17 protein-coding genes are annotated in these 14,776 nt (G+C 46.5%); 12 read left to right on the top strand and 5 right to left on the bottom strand.

The window, feature by feature from the left end; translation table 11 throughout:
• The first annotated feature begins 209 nt into the window (after positions 1–209).
• From mlaF to murA, 7 genes are all read left to right on the top strand, one after another.
• Positions 210–1,013: a phospholipid ABC transporter ATP-binding protein MlaF gene (mlaF, locus tag XDD1_RS16280; RefSeq protein WP_045972804.1), complete on the top strand. Its 804-nt coding sequence runs from the start codon at positions 210–212 to the stop codon at positions 1,011–1,013.
• Positions 1,014–1,023: 10 nt separating this feature from the next.
• Positions 1,024–1,806, top strand: coding sequence for a lipid asymmetry maintenance ABC transporter permease subunit MlaE (gene mlaE, locus XDD1_RS16275; RefSeq protein ID WP_045973744.1), 783 nt, complete (start codon positions 1,024–1,026; stop codon positions 1,804–1,806).
• Between the two features lie 4 nt (positions 1,807–1,810).
• The gene (mlaD, locus tag XDD1_RS16270; RefSeq protein WP_045972802.1) at positions 1,811–2,335 is read left to right on the top strand and encodes an outer membrane lipid asymmetry maintenance protein MlaD; all 525 of its coding nucleotides are present in this window, start codon (positions 1,811–1,813) and stop codon (positions 2,333–2,335) included.
• Between the two features lie 33 nt (positions 2,336–2,368).
• A complete protein-coding gene (mlaC, locus tag XDD1_RS16265; protein WP_045972800.1) occupies positions 2,369–2,998 on the top strand; it encodes a phospholipid-binding protein MlaC in 630 nt (209 codons plus the stop codon).
• A 1-nt stretch (position 2,999) separates the two neighbouring features.
• The gene (mlaB, locus tag XDD1_RS16260) at positions 3,000–3,353 is read left to right on the top strand and encodes a lipid asymmetry maintenance protein MlaB (RefSeq protein WP_045972798.1); all 354 of its coding nucleotides are present in this window, start codon (positions 3,000–3,002) and stop codon (positions 3,351–3,353) included.
• 141 nt (positions 3,354–3,494) lie between these two features.
• Positions 3,495–3,749, top strand: a complete 255-nt coding sequence (ibaG, locus tag XDD1_RS16255; RefSeq protein WP_045972796.1) for a BolA family iron metabolism protein IbaG — start codon at positions 3,495–3,497, stop codon at positions 3,747–3,749.
• A gap of 57 nt (positions 3,750–3,806) precedes the next feature.
• Positions 3,807–5,069, top strand: coding sequence for a UDP-N-acetylglucosamine 1-carboxyvinyltransferase (murA, locus tag XDD1_RS16250; RefSeq protein WP_045972794.1), 1,263 nt, complete (start codon positions 3,807–3,809; stop codon positions 5,067–5,069).
• A gap of 31 nt (positions 5,070–5,100) precedes the next feature.
• Here the strand turns inward: murA and degS are convergent, their stop codons facing one another.
• From degS to zapG, 3 genes are all read right to left on the bottom strand, one after another.
• Positions 5,101–6,159: an outer membrane-stress sensor serine endopeptidase DegS gene (gene degS, locus XDD1_RS16245; RefSeq protein WP_045972792.1), complete on the bottom strand. Its 1,059-nt coding sequence runs from the start codon at positions 6,157–6,159 to the stop codon at positions 5,101–5,103.
• Between the two features lie 107 nt (positions 6,160–6,266).
• Positions 6,267–7,646 carry a Do family serine endopeptidase gene (locus XDD1_RS16240; protein WP_045972790.1) on the bottom strand — a complete coding sequence of 460 codons (1,380 nt, stop codon included), beginning with the start codon at positions 7,644–7,646 and terminating at the stop codon, positions 6,267–6,269.
• A gap of 208 nt (positions 7,647–7,854) precedes the next feature.
• Positions 7,855–8,253 carry a Z-ring associated protein ZapG gene (zapG, locus tag XDD1_RS16235; protein WP_045972788.1) on the bottom strand — a complete coding sequence of 133 codons (399 nt, stop codon included), beginning with the start codon at positions 8,251–8,253 and terminating at the stop codon, positions 7,855–7,857.
• Between the two features lie 377 nt (positions 8,254–8,630).
• On the opposite strand from zapG, the gene zapE reads away from it, so the two are divergent.
• From zapE to sspB, 5 genes are all read left to right on the top strand, one after another.
• On the top strand, positions 8,631–9,758 hold the full coding sequence (gene zapE, locus XDD1_RS16230; protein WP_045972786.1) for a cell division protein ZapE: 1,128 nt from the start codon (positions 8,631–8,633) through the stop codon (positions 9,756–9,758).
• A gap of 236 nt (positions 9,759–9,994) precedes the next feature.
• Positions 9,995–10,423, top strand: coding sequence for a 50S ribosomal protein L13 (rplM, locus tag XDD1_RS16225; RefSeq protein WP_038259580.1), 429 nt, complete (start codon positions 9,995–9,997; stop codon positions 10,421–10,423).
• Between the two features lie 15 nt (positions 10,424–10,438).
• Positions 10,439–10,831 (top strand): 30S ribosomal protein S9, encoded by a 393-nt coding sequence (gene rpsI / locus XDD1_RS16220; RefSeq protein WP_045972783.1) that lies wholly within the window; start codon positions 10,439–10,441, stop codon positions 10,829–10,831.
• A 384-nt stretch (positions 10,832–11,215) separates the two neighbouring features.
• Positions 11,216–11,857 (top strand): stringent starvation protein SspA, encoded by a 642-nt coding sequence (sspA, locus tag XDD1_RS16215; protein ID WP_045972781.1) that lies wholly within the window; start codon positions 11,216–11,218, stop codon positions 11,855–11,857.
• Positions 11,858–11,860: 3 nt separating this feature from the next.
• Complete coding sequence (gene sspB / locus XDD1_RS16210; RefSeq protein WP_045972779.1) at positions 11,861–12,361, top strand: ClpXP protease specificity-enhancing factor; 501 nt, start codon at positions 11,861–11,863, stop codon at positions 12,359–12,361.
• Between the two features lie 170 nt (positions 12,362–12,531).
• Here the strand turns inward: sspB and XDD1_RS16205 are convergent, their stop codons facing one another.
• The gene (locus XDD1_RS16205) at positions 12,532–13,041 is read right to left on the bottom strand and encodes a hypothetical protein (RefSeq protein ID WP_045972777.1); all 510 of its coding nucleotides are present in this window, start codon (positions 13,039–13,041) and stop codon (positions 12,532–12,534) included.
• 312 nt (positions 13,042–13,353) lie between these two features.
• Positions 13,354–14,772, bottom strand: coding sequence for a glutamate synthase small subunit (locus tag XDD1_RS16200; protein ID WP_045972775.1), 1,419 nt, complete (start codon positions 14,770–14,772; stop codon positions 13,354–13,356).
• Positions 14,773–14,776: the final 4 nt, after the last annotated feature.

Below are 14,776 nucleotides of genomic sequence, written 5' to 3'. Positions count from 1 at the left end.
TTATTCCGAGCATAATGCTAATAATGGTTGATTTTTAAACATGGAACGTTTATTCAGCTAGACTTATACATTCTGACGATCAAGCGATAAAAAGTAAAATTTGTCACAACTTCGCTAACGCAAATTAGGCAATTTTTTGTAGTATGCATTATTAATTATTTAAATACAGTCATGAAGACAGTTCTATTAACGGTTAGGGGCTTCTAATAATGAGTCAACAAACAGCAAATCTTATTGAGATCTGCGGTATGTATTTCACCCGAGGCCAACGCCCGATTTTTGCTGATATTAATCTGACTGTTCCGAAAGGAAAAATTACCGCCATCATGGGACCTTCTGGTATCGGGAAAACCACCTTGCTGCGCTTGATTGGAGGGCAAATTCGTCCGGAACGCGGTGAGATTTGGTTTGATGGCGATAATATTCCGGCATTGTCCCGCCCACGCCTTTATGCTGCCCGCAAGAAAATGAGCATGTTATTTCAGTCAGGTGCTTTGTTTACCGACCTGAATGTCTTTGACAATGTGGCTTTTCCCCTGCGTGAGCATACCCAACTGCCTGAAGCGTTGATTCACACCACGGTGATGATGAAGCTGGAAGCGGTGGGATTGCGTGGTGCTGCGCACTTGATGCCATCGGAACTCTCTGGCGGCATGGCAAGGCGAGCGGCATTAGCCAGGGCGATTGCTCTCGATCCCGATTTAATCATGTTTGATGAACCTTTTGTCGGCCAGGACCCCATCACGATGGGCGTTTTGGTGAAGCTGATTGATGAGCTGAATCATGCGTTGGGAGTGACGTGTGTCGTCGTTTCCCACGATGTACCGGAAGTCCTGAGCATTGCCGATTATGCTTATATTGTGGCCGAACGGAAAGTGATCGCCGAAGGTACGCCAGATCAGTTGAGAACGAATCAGGATCAGCGGGTACGGCAATTTCTTGATGGGATTGCTGACGGGCCTGTGCCTTTCCGTTTCCCGGCCGGGGATTACAAAACTGAGTTATTAGGATGATGGAATGTTGATGTTAACACGGGCATTAGCGGCAATGGGCCGGCGCACGATTGAGGTGACGGCTTCATTCGGTCGTGCGGGCTTTATGCTGTTCAATGCCATCATTGGTAAACCTGAACCTGCCAAACAATGGACGCTATTGCGCCAGCAACTTTATAGCGTCGGTGTTCAATCACTGTTGATCATTGTGGTTTCAGGGCTGTTTATTGGCATGGTGTTGGCCTTGCAAGGCTATCTGGTTTTGACCACATTTAGTGCGGAAGGTAGCCTCGGTATGATGGTGGCGTTATCCTTGCTGCGTGAGTTGGGGCCAGTGGTAACCGCACTTTTGTTTGCGGGGCGGGCGGGATCAGCGCTGACCGCAGAAATTGGTTTGATGAAAGCCACTGAACAGATTTCCAGTCTGGAAATGATGGCGGTTGACCCGCTGCGCCGGGTCGTTGCTCCCCGCTTCTGGGCGGGGTTTATCAGTATGCCTTTGCTCTCTCTGATCTTTGTTGCTGTGGGGATTTTGGGCGGTGCCATGGTCGGTGTTGATTGGAAAGGTATTGATGGTGGCTTTTTCTGGTCGTCGATGCAAGCCGCGGTGGAATGGCAAAAAGATTTGCTCAACTGTTTTCTCAAGAGTGTGGTTTTTGCGATTACGGTAACGTGGATTGCACTGTTCAATGGTTATGACGCTATCCCAACATCGGAAGGGATCAGCAGGGCGACGACGCGCACAGTAGTTCATGCGTCGTTGGCGGTATTGGGTTTGGATTTTGTGCTGACAGCACTGATGTTCGGGAACTAAGTCGATGCAAAGCAAGAAAAATGAAATTTGGGTTGGGGCTTTTGTCTTGATTGCGCTGGCAGCAATCATTTTTTTATGCCTCAAAGTGGCAAATATCCAATCTTTCGGCAGTCAGCCAACGTATCGTGTCTATGCTGCATTTGACAATATCGGTGGACTGAAAGTCCGTTCACCGGTGAAAGTCGGCGGAGTAGTGATTGGCCGTGTGGAGAAAATCTGGCTGGATCACAAAACCTATACGCCACAAGTTGAATTAGATATTTTCACGCAGTACGACAATATTCCCAATACCAGTTCGCTCTCTATCCGAACGTCAGGGTTGTTGGGAGAGCAATATATTGCGCTCAATATCGGGTTTGATGACCCTGATTTAGGAACGGCTATGTTGAAAGATGGCGATCGTGTTGAAGACACCAAGCCCGCGATGGTACTTGAAGACTTGATTGGCCAGTTCTTGTATAAAAGTAGTAGCGTAAACAGTAGCGGAACTCAGGAAAAATCCGCTCTGGCACCTGAACAAACACACTAACCGGCAATCCACTGCTTAGGAGAAATAATACTTATGTTCAAGCGATTACTTATGATTGCGTTGCTGGTGGTTGCGCCATTGGCCAGCGCGACAGATCAAACCAATCCTTACGCATTGATGAAAGATGCAGCAGAAAAAACATTTACCCATTTGAAGGATGAGCAGTCGCAGATTCAAGCCAATCCAGACCTCTTGCGCCAGATTGTGCGTCAGGAATTGCTGCCTTATGTGCAAATAAAATATGCCGGCGCACTGGTTCTGGGGCCTTACTACAAACAAGCCACACCTGAGCAGCGTGAGGCTTATTTCAAAGCGTTTGAATCCTATCTGGAACAGGCATATGGTCAGGCTTTGGCGATGTATCATGGGCAAAACTACCAGATTGCCCCAGAACAACCATTAGGTGATAAAACAATAGTGGCTATTCGTGTCACGATTACGGATCCCAACGGGCAACCGCCAGTGCGTTTGGATTTCCAATGGCGTAAAAACAGCAAAACGGGTTATTGGCAGGCTTACGACATGATCGCGGAAGGCGTGAGCATGATCACGACCAAGCAGAATGAGTGGGTAGATATCCTGCGTCAGAAAGGCATTGATGGCCTGACTGAACAATTGCTTATCAGCGCGAAAGCCCCGATCACTTTAGAAAAGAAAAAGTGACATGGAAAAAGATACTCTTGATAACGGCATGATGAGTAAAGAAAAAATCAATCAGGAAACGGTGAGTTGGGAAAAGGACGGTAACACATTGTTTCTGCAAGGCACATTGGATCGTGATAGTTTGCTTCCCCTTTGGCAACAAAAAGAGCGTGCTCTGGAAGACATCGACAATATTGATGTTTCTCAGCTCAGTCATGTGGATTCCACCGGGTTGGCCCTGTTTGTCCAATTCAAAGGGGAATGTCAGCAACGTGGCAGGATACTGACTTTTTCAGGGGTGAGTGAGCGCTTGGGCACGTTGATAACGTTATATGGATTGCAAACATGTTTTGACGATAATCAGCCCAAGGCATAATTCTTTTTTTGCTAATCCACGCCCCTGTAAGCCATTCGCTTGCAGGGGCGTTTTTCTTGGTTTAAGAGTCGGCTGGATTCCATTAGGATAGGCGTCTACTATTATTTTCTAATATTTTCTAACGACGAATGTGAGCAATTTATGGATATTGATGAAATTAAAAAAGTGCTGATGGAAAATTTGGCACTTGATGAAGTTATCGTTAGCGGTGATGGCAGCCATTTTCAGGTTATTGTCGTTGGTGCCCTTTTTGATGGACTGAGCCGCGTTAAACAACAGCAAACAGTTTATGCTCCTCTGATGGAATATATCGCGGATAACCGTATTCATGCGTTATCAATCAAGGCTTATACCCCTGCACAGTGGCAGCGTGACCGCAAGCTTCAAGGGTTTTGAGGCTGTTTGCCTCGCCGCGGACAGCACACTTTGAATTAAATAATAGGATCATAACAGATGGATAAATTTCGTGTGAAAGGGCCTACCTGCTTGTCGGGAGAAGTGGCGATTTCCGGGGCAAAAAATGCCGCATTACCAATTATGTTCGCGGCACTACTGGCAGAAGAGCCGGTTGAATTACAGAATGTGCCTGAATTGAAAGACATTGACACCACGATCAAACTTCTCAATCGTTTGGGAACCAAAGTAGAACGTAACGGTTCTGTTTTTATTGATGCCAGTGGGGTCAACGAATATTGTGCCCCTTATGAACTGGTCAAAACAATGCGCGCGTCCATCTGGGCATTGGGGCCGTTGGTAGCGCGTTTCGGTCGGGGGCAGGTCTCTTTGCCCGGTGGTTGCGCCATTGGCGCGCGTCCGGTTGATCTTCATATTTCTGGTTTGGAGCAGCTTGGTGCAAACATCGAGCTGGATGAGGGCTATGTCAAAGCCACGGTAAATGGCCGCTTAAAAGGTGCCAGTATTGTGATGGATAAAGTCAGTGTTGGGGCAACGGTGACGATCATGACGGCGGCCACATTAGCAGAAGGCACAACCACCATTGAAAATGCCGCGCGTGAGCCAGAAATTGAAGATACGGCTAATTTCCTCAATACGTTGGGCGCGAAAATCAGGGGGGCGGGTTCCGATCGCATTGTGATTGAGGGAGTCGAGCGTTTAGGGGGCGGTGTTCATCGTATACTGCCTGATCGTATCGAAACCGGCACCTTCTTGATCGCGGCGGCAATTTCGCGTGGCAAGGTGATTTGTCGTCACGCGAAACCCGATACCCTGGATGCGGTTTTAGCTAAACTGCGTGAAGCGGGGGCAGATATCAACGTGGGAGAAGACTGGATTAGCCTTGATATGCACGGCCAGCGGCCGAAAGCAGTGACATTCCGCACGGCTCCACATCCGGGTTTCCCAACGGATATGCAGGCACAATTCAGCCTGCTGAATATGGTCGCGGATGGCGCAGGCATGATCACCGAAACCATTTTTGAAAATCGCTTCATGCATATCCCTGAATTGATTCGCATGGGTGCACGGGCTGAAATTGAAAGCAATACCGTACTGTGTCATGGCGTTGAACAATTATCGGGTGCTCAGGTCATGGCGACGGATTTGCGGGCTTCTGCCAGTTTAGTCTTGGCGGGTTGCATTGCGGAAGGAACAACAGTCGTAGACCGTATTTATCATATTGACCGGGGTTATGAGCATATTGAAGATAAGCTGCGTGGTCTTGGGGCAAATATAGAGCGCATTAAGACAACTGGCTAAACGAAATCGCCTCGCCCAACATGGGCGAGGATTAGTAACCATCAAACTCATCAATGGTGACGTTAAGTGTGAGGGAGGCACCATCGCGTAATACAGTGACAGGTACGACACTGCCCGGACGAATTTCCGCGACGCGATCCATCGTTTCGACGGGTGAGATTGCTGGCTGGTGATTGACGCTGGTAATGATATCTCCCACTTTGATACCCGCTTTTTCAGCAGGACCGTTTGGAGCAACCTGAAAAACACGTAACCCTTGGATTTGATTGATATGACTGCCTGATGAGCGAATATAGGGTAACTCTCTGGCAGTGATACCGATATATCCCCTGATAACCCGGCCATCACGGATCAATTTCTGCATAATGGTTGTCGCCAGTTTCGTTGGAATGGCAAACCCCAATCCTTCCGGTGTTGAACCAAACTCTGACTTATCGAACGTCAACGTATTGATACCCACCAATTCCCCTAGTGTATTGACCAAAGCACCACCGGAGTTACCTTGATTAATTGACGCATCTGTTTGCAGGAAATTCTGGCGACGTGTCGGACTAAGGCCAACGCGCCCGGTTGCACTGATAATGCCTTGCGTGATGGTTTGTCCCAAATTGTATGGATTACCGATAGCCAACACGATATCCCCCACATGAGCCATACGTTTAGGATTAATTGGGATCAAGGGAAGGTTTGTGGCATTAATTTTTAAGACGGCCAAATCCGTTGGGCCATCCGAACCGACTAACAGTGCTTCATAAAAGCGCCCATCTTGCAACGCAACAATAATGGAGCCTGCTTTATTGATGACATGCCTGTTAGTGAGAATATAGCCCTGTTCACTCATAATGACACCGGAACCCAAGGGAAGGAGTTCCCGGCTTTCATGGGAAAAACTGCCCATGCTGCTGCTATAAATATTGACCACGGCGGGAGCAGCCCGGCGGACGGCTTTGCTGAAACTGGATATTTTATCGCTGTTGTTGCCGCTCAGGAAATCCTTTAAGCCATTGGGACGCAGGGAAGGTATAGCAACCAGCAAAATAGCTGCAATCAATAAGCCTATGAGTATAGCGCGCAATAACTTGATCAGCATGACATTATTCAGTAGTAAGTGATTGAAGGAAGGATAGCACAGAAGTGGACAGACACAGCATCATACTGTGTCTGTCGTGGATACGATACTCTTCATCCATCCATCAATTAATTACGCAGTAATAGATAAACATTGTCGTCACCACGTAAGACATTCAGGGCGATAACAGAAGGCTTCTCTTCGGTGATCTTGCGTAATTCACTGATATTTCTTACACGCACATTGTTGGCACCCACAATTAAGTCATCTTTCTGTAAACCCGATAGGGCAGCCGGTGAATTCTGGATAATCGAATCCACTTTGATGCCTTGGGTTCTGTTTATGGTGGCATTGCTCAGGGTGGCACCTTGCAGGGCAATACTCAGTTTTTCTGCCTTGGTTGACTCACCTTCACTGTTATCCAGAATGACGGTGACTTCAAGGGGTTTTCCTTTACGCAGCAGACCAATTTTGATCTCTTTGCCTGGAGCGGTTGTACCCACTTTCGCCCGGAGTTCAGAAAAACTGCTGATTTTCTTGCCATCAAAGGAAATCAGGACATCGCCGGGTTTGATCCCTGCTTTAGCGGCGGCCGATTTAGGAATAACTTCACTGACGAATGCCCCTTGCTGCGCTTCAACATTGAGTGCCTGGGCGATATCTGCTGTCATTTCGGTTCCCTTGATACCGAGTATGCCGCGTTTGACTTCGCCGTGGGCAATAAGCTGGGCGGAAAGAGCCTTCGCCATATTACTTGGGATAGCAAACCCGATACCGACGTTACCCCCGCTTGGTGCAACAATGGCGGTGTTAATCCCGATCAACTCGCCTTGCAGGTTAATCAATGCACCCCCAGAGTTACCACGGTTAATGGAGGCATCAGTCTGGATAAAGTTTTCCAAACCTTCCAGATTCAGACCGCTGCGGCCAAGGGCGGAAATGATCCCAGAGGTGACGGTTTGCCCTATGCCAAATGGGTTACCGATGGCTATCGCGTAATCGCCAACGCGCAGTTGGTCAGAATCCGCGAACTTGATAGCCGTCAGGTTCTTGGCATCTTTCAATTGTAAAAGGGCAATGTCGGTTTGTGGATCAAGCCCAATGAGCTTTGCGGAGTATTTACGGCCATCGTTTAATTGAATGCTGATTTTATTTGCATTATTGATAACATGGCTGTTGGTCAAAACATAACCTTTTTGGGCGTCAATAATCACCCCAGAGCCTAAGCCTGTGAATGGACGCTTTCTGGGTTCTTGTGGCGGAAAAGCAGGTCCGAAGAAGAACTGGAAATCATCGGGTAATTGAAGCTGTTGGCTTTGCACTTCTGTACCCGAAACATGAACAGTGACAACAGAAGGCAGCACTTTTTCCAGCATGGGGGCGAGGCTGGGTGATCCTTGAGTGGCCATGGCAGCAGGTAAGGCTGCATGGCTTACCATTGGAACTGAAGCTAAAGACAGTCCGATACTAATAGCGAGTGCACTGAGCAATGTATTTTTTCTTTTCATGAATACGTTCTCTTAATACCTAAGCCTAATTGTTTCGATGCTGTTATGACTACCAATGATTCAGCAAAGTTCACTAATAAAGTCGTTTCAATGCGCTTCTTTACAGGTATTTACGTGAATTAAAAATAAAAAACAAAACTTTTTCTATTGAATGAAAGGCACCACACAGTGCCGTGGCAGCAGTGGTTACCACGGCAAAGTTTATGCGTTATTTATCTTGAATAGGACGGAATAAGCCAGATGCACCCTCAGAATAATCCCGCGGGGGCATGTTAGTCGTCACTTTATTTGTTTCGGCGTCGGATTCGGTCAGACGATAATTGAAAGGATTATCCTGTACCGGCATGTTAGGCATCAATTCATTAGAACTTTTCGCCATATGCTGATACAACTGACGATAATCGCGCGCCATATTGTCAAGTAATTCAGCGCTGCGGGCGAAATGGCTGACCAGCTCTTTGCGGTATTCTTCCAATTCAGCCCGATTTTTCTCCAACTCGGCCTGTAGCGCATTTTGTTGGCGTAGTTTTGAGCTGCCAAAGCGGACAGCCAGCGCGCCGACGATAAAACCAATGATTAATCCGATCAGTGCATATTCCCAAGTCATGGCAACTCCTTTAGTCACATCATTATTCTGCAATGTTCTAGAACCTTATCCCATATACTACAACGATCGGGATAGACTCTCGGTATCATGATGACCACTATAACCGTTAATTTAGTCAGAGTGGAATATTGATTATTATTTAATTTATTTGCTATCTGTACCTAATAAACTTCAAGTTGCATTGTGCAAAATTGTGTAAAACAGAGGCTGCCTTATTCTCCCTCGTGACGCGAGAGAGAATAAATATATCCCCAAGTACGCGGAGTATAATAGATATATTTTATACAGCTTTGCCAAAGCCGGTAGTCAAAAATTCGTCGCTAAAAAATCGTCAGCATAGGTAATTCGAATAAAAAATTTTAAGGATTTTTACTTTCATGACACCGATAACACCCTCATCACTCTATCAATTAGCACTGTCTGATGGCCAGTATCAACCTGACGAAGTACAACGCAATACGGTTGAACGTCTTGATATTATCCATCGTGAACTCATCCATGCCCGACCCTGCCCGACTCCGCAAGTCAGTGGACTGAAAGGCATATTGGGTAAGTTGTTTGGTCGGCAAGCCCTTGAGCAATGCCGCCCTGTTCAAGGACTTTATATGTGGGGAGGTGTTGGCCGTGGAAAAACGTGGTTGATGGATATGTTTTATCAAAGTTTGCCCACTGAACGAAAACTGCGTCTCCATTTTCACCGTTTTATGTTGCGGGTACATGAAGAACTGACTACGTTGCAAGGACAGGAGAACCCTTTGGAGAGCATCGCGGAGGGTTTCAAGGCGCAGACCGATATCCTCTGTTTCGATGAGTTTTTTGTCTCTGACATTACGGATGCCATGATCCTCGGTACCTTGCTGGAGGCTCTGTTTGCCCGGGGAATTGCCTTGGTAGCAACATCCAACATTCCACCGGACGAGCTATACCGAAATGGATTGCAGCGTGCGCGGTTTCTGCCTGCCATTGAGCAGATCAAACAATATTGCGATGTGATGAATGTGGATGCCGGTATCGATTATCGCTTACGGACACTGACTCAGGCTTATCTCTATTTGACGCCATTGTCAGAAAAAAATCGGCAGGCGATGCGGAGCATGTTCCAACGTTTGGCTGGGCGGGAAGGCGAGCCGAATCCGGTATTGGAAATTAATCATCGTGACATGCCGGCAATCCGTTGTGTTGATGGGGTGTTGGCCATCCATTTCAAAACACTGTGCGAAGATCCCCGCAGCCAACTGGACTATATTGCCTTGTCGAAACTTTATCATTCGGTTTTTTTACATGATATGCCCGTGATGACAGGATTGAATGAAAATGCGGCGCGGCGTTTTATCGCACTGGTGGATGAATTCTATGAACGCCAAGTGAAACTCATCATTAATGCTGATGCGCCGATGGAGCAGATTTATCAAGGTGAATTATTGACGTTTGAATATCAACGTTGCCTGTCCCGCTTGCAAGAGATGCAAAGTGAGGAATACCTGAAACTCCCACATTTACCCTGATTTCTTTATCAATAGGATAATTATTGAATTTGGGGTCGATTTTTTATGATGAGTTCTCTATAATCTTGCGACCCCACGTTACGAGCAGGATTTTTTATTTCCCAAAAAACTTGCATTAGTGCCGGCATAGGCTATTCGAAGGGGTAGGTTTGCTGGACATGAGTCGTGTGAACCTCAAAACAGTTTCTGAACATCGAGTGTTCACCAACGTGTAACTTATAATCGGGTAAGCTTTAATGAAAACTTTTACAGCTAAACCAGAAACCGTAAAACGCGACTGGTATGTTGTTGATGCAGATGGCAAAACTTTAGGCCGTCTTGCAACTGAAATCGCTCGTCGCCTGCGCGGCAAGCACAAAGCGGAATACACTCCGCACGTTGATACTGGTGATTACATCATTATTGTTAACGCAGAGAAGGTTGCTGTAACCGGCAACAAACGTGCTGACAAAATCTATTATCACCACACTGGCCACATCGGTGGTATCAAGCAAGCGACCTTTGAAGAGATGATTGCCCGCCGTCCTGAGCGTGTCATTGAAATCGCGGTTAAAGGCATGCTGCCAAAAGGGCCACTGGGTCGTGCAATGTACCGTAAACTGAAAGTTTACGCGGGCAGCGAGCACAACCACGCGGCACAGCAACCACAAGTTCTGGACATTTAATCGGGATTATAGGCAATGGCTGAAAATCAATACTACGGCACTGGTCGCCGCAAAAGCTCTTCCGCTCGTGTCTTCATTAAGCCAGGTAGCGGTAACATCGTCATCAACCAACGCAGCCTCGAAGTTTACTTCGGTCGTGAAACTGCGCGCATGGTTGTTCGTCAGCCACTAGAGCTGGTTGATATGATGAACAAACTGGATCTGTACATCACTGTTAAAGGTGGTGGTATTTCTGGTCAGGCAGGCGCAATCCGTCACGGTATCACCCGTGCACTGATGGCTTATGACGAGACTCTGCGTTCTGAACTTCGCAAAGCTGGCTTCGTGACTCGCGATGCTCGTGAAGTTGAACGTAAAAAAGTGGGTCTGCGCAAAGCACGTCGTCGTCCACAGTTCTCCAAACGTTAATTTATTGCCGCAATTGTGGCAGTGGGTTAAAGTTAAAAACCCGTCATTTTTATGGCGGGTTTTTTATTCCTTCAACTTTTTCACTCTTCGATAACGCTCTATTTTTGGCAAAAAAATAGCATAATTGGGAAATAAATTCCCAGACTCTAATATTTCATCATTAATTCTCAATGTACTTCCCCACAAAATGTGCAAAATCTGGTAGACTAATAACAATTTTTTGCCTTATCCATGAATTTGCCTGATTTGGCAGAGGTAAAACCGGAAGATAAAGGGGATAACCTCGGATAATAAGTGCGAAACAGGATGAGAATATGAGCGAGAATAGCCGCTGTTTGTTGAAGGGCTGTTCGTTCCTTTGTTTAGATAAACTTGGAGGTTTTCATGGCTGTCGCTGCCAACAAACGTTCGGTAATGACTCTGTTTTCCGGCCCGACCGACATTTTTAGCCATCAAGTGCGAATTGTACTGGCGGAAAAAGGGGTCAGCGTAGAGATTGAACACGTTGAAGCGGGTAATTTACCTCAGGATTTGATTGACTTGAATCCTTACCAGTCGGTTCCTACTCTCGTTGATCGTGAGCTGACCCTGTATGATTCTCGTATCATTATGGAATATCTGGATGAGCGTTTTCCGCATCCACCCCTCATGCCTGTGTATCCTGTCGCACGTGGTTCCAGTCGCCTGATGATGCATAGAATTGAAAAAGACTGGTATTCCCTGATGTATAAAATTCAGGAAGGCAGTGTGCAGGAAGCGAATGCTGCACGCAAACAGCTTGCTGAAGAATTGCTGGCTATTGGGCCGATTTTCAGAGAAATGCCGTTCTTCATGAGTGAAGAATTCAGTTTGGTGGATTGTTATTTGTCTCCGCTGCTGTGGCGTTTGCCTGTTTTGGGTGTTGAACTGTCAGGTTCTGGCGCAAAAGATCTTCAAATCTATATGCAGCGTGTGTTTGAACGTGACGCATTCTTGGCTTCACTGACGGAAGCAGAACGTGAAATGCGTTTACAATCACGGAGTTAATATATGGAGATGACTCAAATGTCTCCACGCCGCCCCTATCTTTTGCGGGCACATTATGAATGGCTGTTGGATAATGACATGACCCCGCATATTGTTGTGGATATTAACTATTATGGTGTTAATGTCCCGCTGGAATATGCACAAAATGGGCAAATTATTTTGAATATCTCGCCGAGAGCGGTTGGCAATTTACAATTGACGAACGATGAAGTGAGGTTCAATGCCCGATTTGGCGGTGTTGCTCGTCAAGTGAATGTTCCGATGGCGGCTGTGATTGCGGTTTATGCCCGTGAAAATGGCGCAGGAATGATGTTTGAGCCAGAACTTGCCTATGATGCGGACAATACGGGATCAGAAGAAATGGATACACCGACAGCAGATAATTTGGTGCTTATCCATAATAGTAAGTCGGCTAGAAAAGCCCCCCACCATGCTGATTCGCCAGATGACGAGCCACCTCCTCAACCGCCAAAAGGCCGTCCAACCTTGCGCGTCGTAAAATAGTTGATCAAAGCGCATACCCAATAGATTTCAAGTTGCATCCAGCAAGGCTGCGGCTTGAAAAGTGAAGGGGATCGTCAGGAACAAAAATAGAGGAGATATTGCATCTCCTTTATTTTTTAGTACTGCCAATGAATACTGCAATTGATTATTAATACTACAAACCATTAATACTATAAATAAGTACTATGCGCTCTCTCAAATGCCCATATGCAGGATTCGATATTATATCGATCTTCTCCCTTATTTGTTTTTTCCGCCAGTTTTAGGCTATCTATCATTTTCTTGGCAAATGCTCTCTGTTGACTCAGCCCCGTGATCGTTGGAGGCATATTGCAGATATCAGAGAATGAGAGTGAGCGGTGTGTTTTTGTCAATGCTAATACCTCTACAGGGTTTTCAACTAAAGCAATCGATAAAGCATTAATGATTTTCTGAGAAAACGCTGGATGAATATTCGGCGAGAGTTTAAAGGCAATTTGCAGCCATTGTTTATCACCGGTCGAAATATGATGGAGAATTTTGTCCTGCTCATATTCTGCGTTTATTTCGGCCACCACAGAATTGACTCCTCTTTCTTGTACTTGCTGAATAATTCTGGCAGGTGTAGAGAATTTGGCAAGCGAGGGCAAACTTATCAAGGAGATGAAAGAGAAGAAGAGTATCTGTATGGGTAAGCGCATCTGTTTCTACCTGTTATTATCACTTTAATGGTCTTTTATTTCACGTCTATTTAATCAGTTCTGCTAAGTCATTTTCTTTTCGAAAAAAAGAAACCTTATTGCTGTATTACGGTATTGCACTATTGCTGTACTGCTATATCGCATGGGAGATTAAATCGATATATTTAACTTTAGTGTATAAGAATAGTCGCATAAATCCCAAAAATACAACTAATCTGGTAGTAAAAGAAAATAAAAAAATGAGGGGGTTTTTATTTTTGAGATCTTCTCCGGCTAAAGGGCCGGAGAAGTCATTAGGAAAAGGAATTGAATCTACACTTCAAGATAATCGAGAATACCGAAAGCGGCTTTTCTGCCTTCATCAATGGCGGTTACGACCAAGTCGGAACCACGTACAGCGTCCCCACCCGCGAATATCTTTGGGTTACTGGTCTGGAAAGGCAGATCACTGGATTCTGGCGCGATAATGCGGCCTTTTTGGTCGAGCTTGACTTGATGTTCATCCAGCCAGCCCATCGTGTGAGGTTGGAAACCAAATGCCATGATCACTGCATCGGCTTCGAGCAAAAATTCAGAGCCTTGGATAATTTCAGCCTGGCGACGGCCTTTTTCATCGACGGCACCCAGTTGGGTCTTCACCACCTTGACACCACAAACCTGCCCGGCGCTGTTAATTTCAATGCGCACTGGCTGGAGGTTAAAGCAAAACTCTACCCCTTCTTCTTTCGCATTTTTGACTTCGCGGCGGGAACCCGGCATATTTTCTTCATCCCGCCGATAGGCGCAGGTAACCTGAGTTGCCCCCTGACGAACCGAAGTGCGGACGCAGTCCATTGCGGTATCACCACCGCCCAGTACCAAAACACGTTTACCCTTCATATCAATATAGGGCTGTTCAGGCAGGGAAGGGTAATCCATCAAATGACGGGTGTTGGCGATGAGGAAAGGTAAGGCGTCATAGACCCCGTCAGCGTTTTCGTTCTCCAACCCGCCGTGGATGGATTGATAGGTGCCAACGCCAAGAAAGACTGCATCAAATTCTTTGTTGAGTTCGGCCAGCGTGATGTCTCGGCCTATCTCGGTATTGAGGCGGAATTCAATCCCCATCCCGGAAAACATTTCACGGCGGCGGATCATCACCTCTTTTTCCAGTTTAAAGGCGGGAATACCAAATGTGAGCAAGCCGCCAATTTCAGGGTGGCGATCATAAACCACCACTTGTACGCCATTGCGGGTCAGGACATCGGCACACGCCAGCCCTGCCGGACCTGCGCCAACCACGGCAACACGTTTACCGGTTGGGATAACATGCGACAAATCCGGTTTCCAGCCCATCGCAATAGCGGTGTCGTTAATATAGCGCTCAATATTGCCGATAGTGACAGCGCCGAAGTCGTCATTGAGGGTACAAGCCCCTTCACACAGGCGGTCTTGCGGACAGACCCGCCCGCAGACTTCGGGTAAGCTGTTGGTCTGGTGTGATAACTCTGCGGCTTCGATGATGCGCCCTTCATTGGCGAGTTTCAGCCAATTCGGAATGTAGTTATGCACCGGGCATTTCCATTCACAATAGGGATTACCACAAGAGAGACAGCGATCGGCTTGTGCCTGTGCCTGAATTTCAGAAAAGGGTTCATAAATTTCAACAAACTCTATTTTTCTGATTTTCAATGACTTCTTCGGTGGATCGACACGTTGTAAGTCGATAAATTGATAAACATTCTGACTCATTATT

It is taken from the genome of Xenorhabdus doucetiae (assembly GCF_000968195.1).
Classification (GTDB): Bacteria; Pseudomonadota; Gammaproteobacteria; order Enterobacterales; family Enterobacteriaceae; genus Xenorhabdus; species Xenorhabdus doucetiae.
This window is presented reverse-complemented; position numbering and strand designations above follow the sequence as displayed.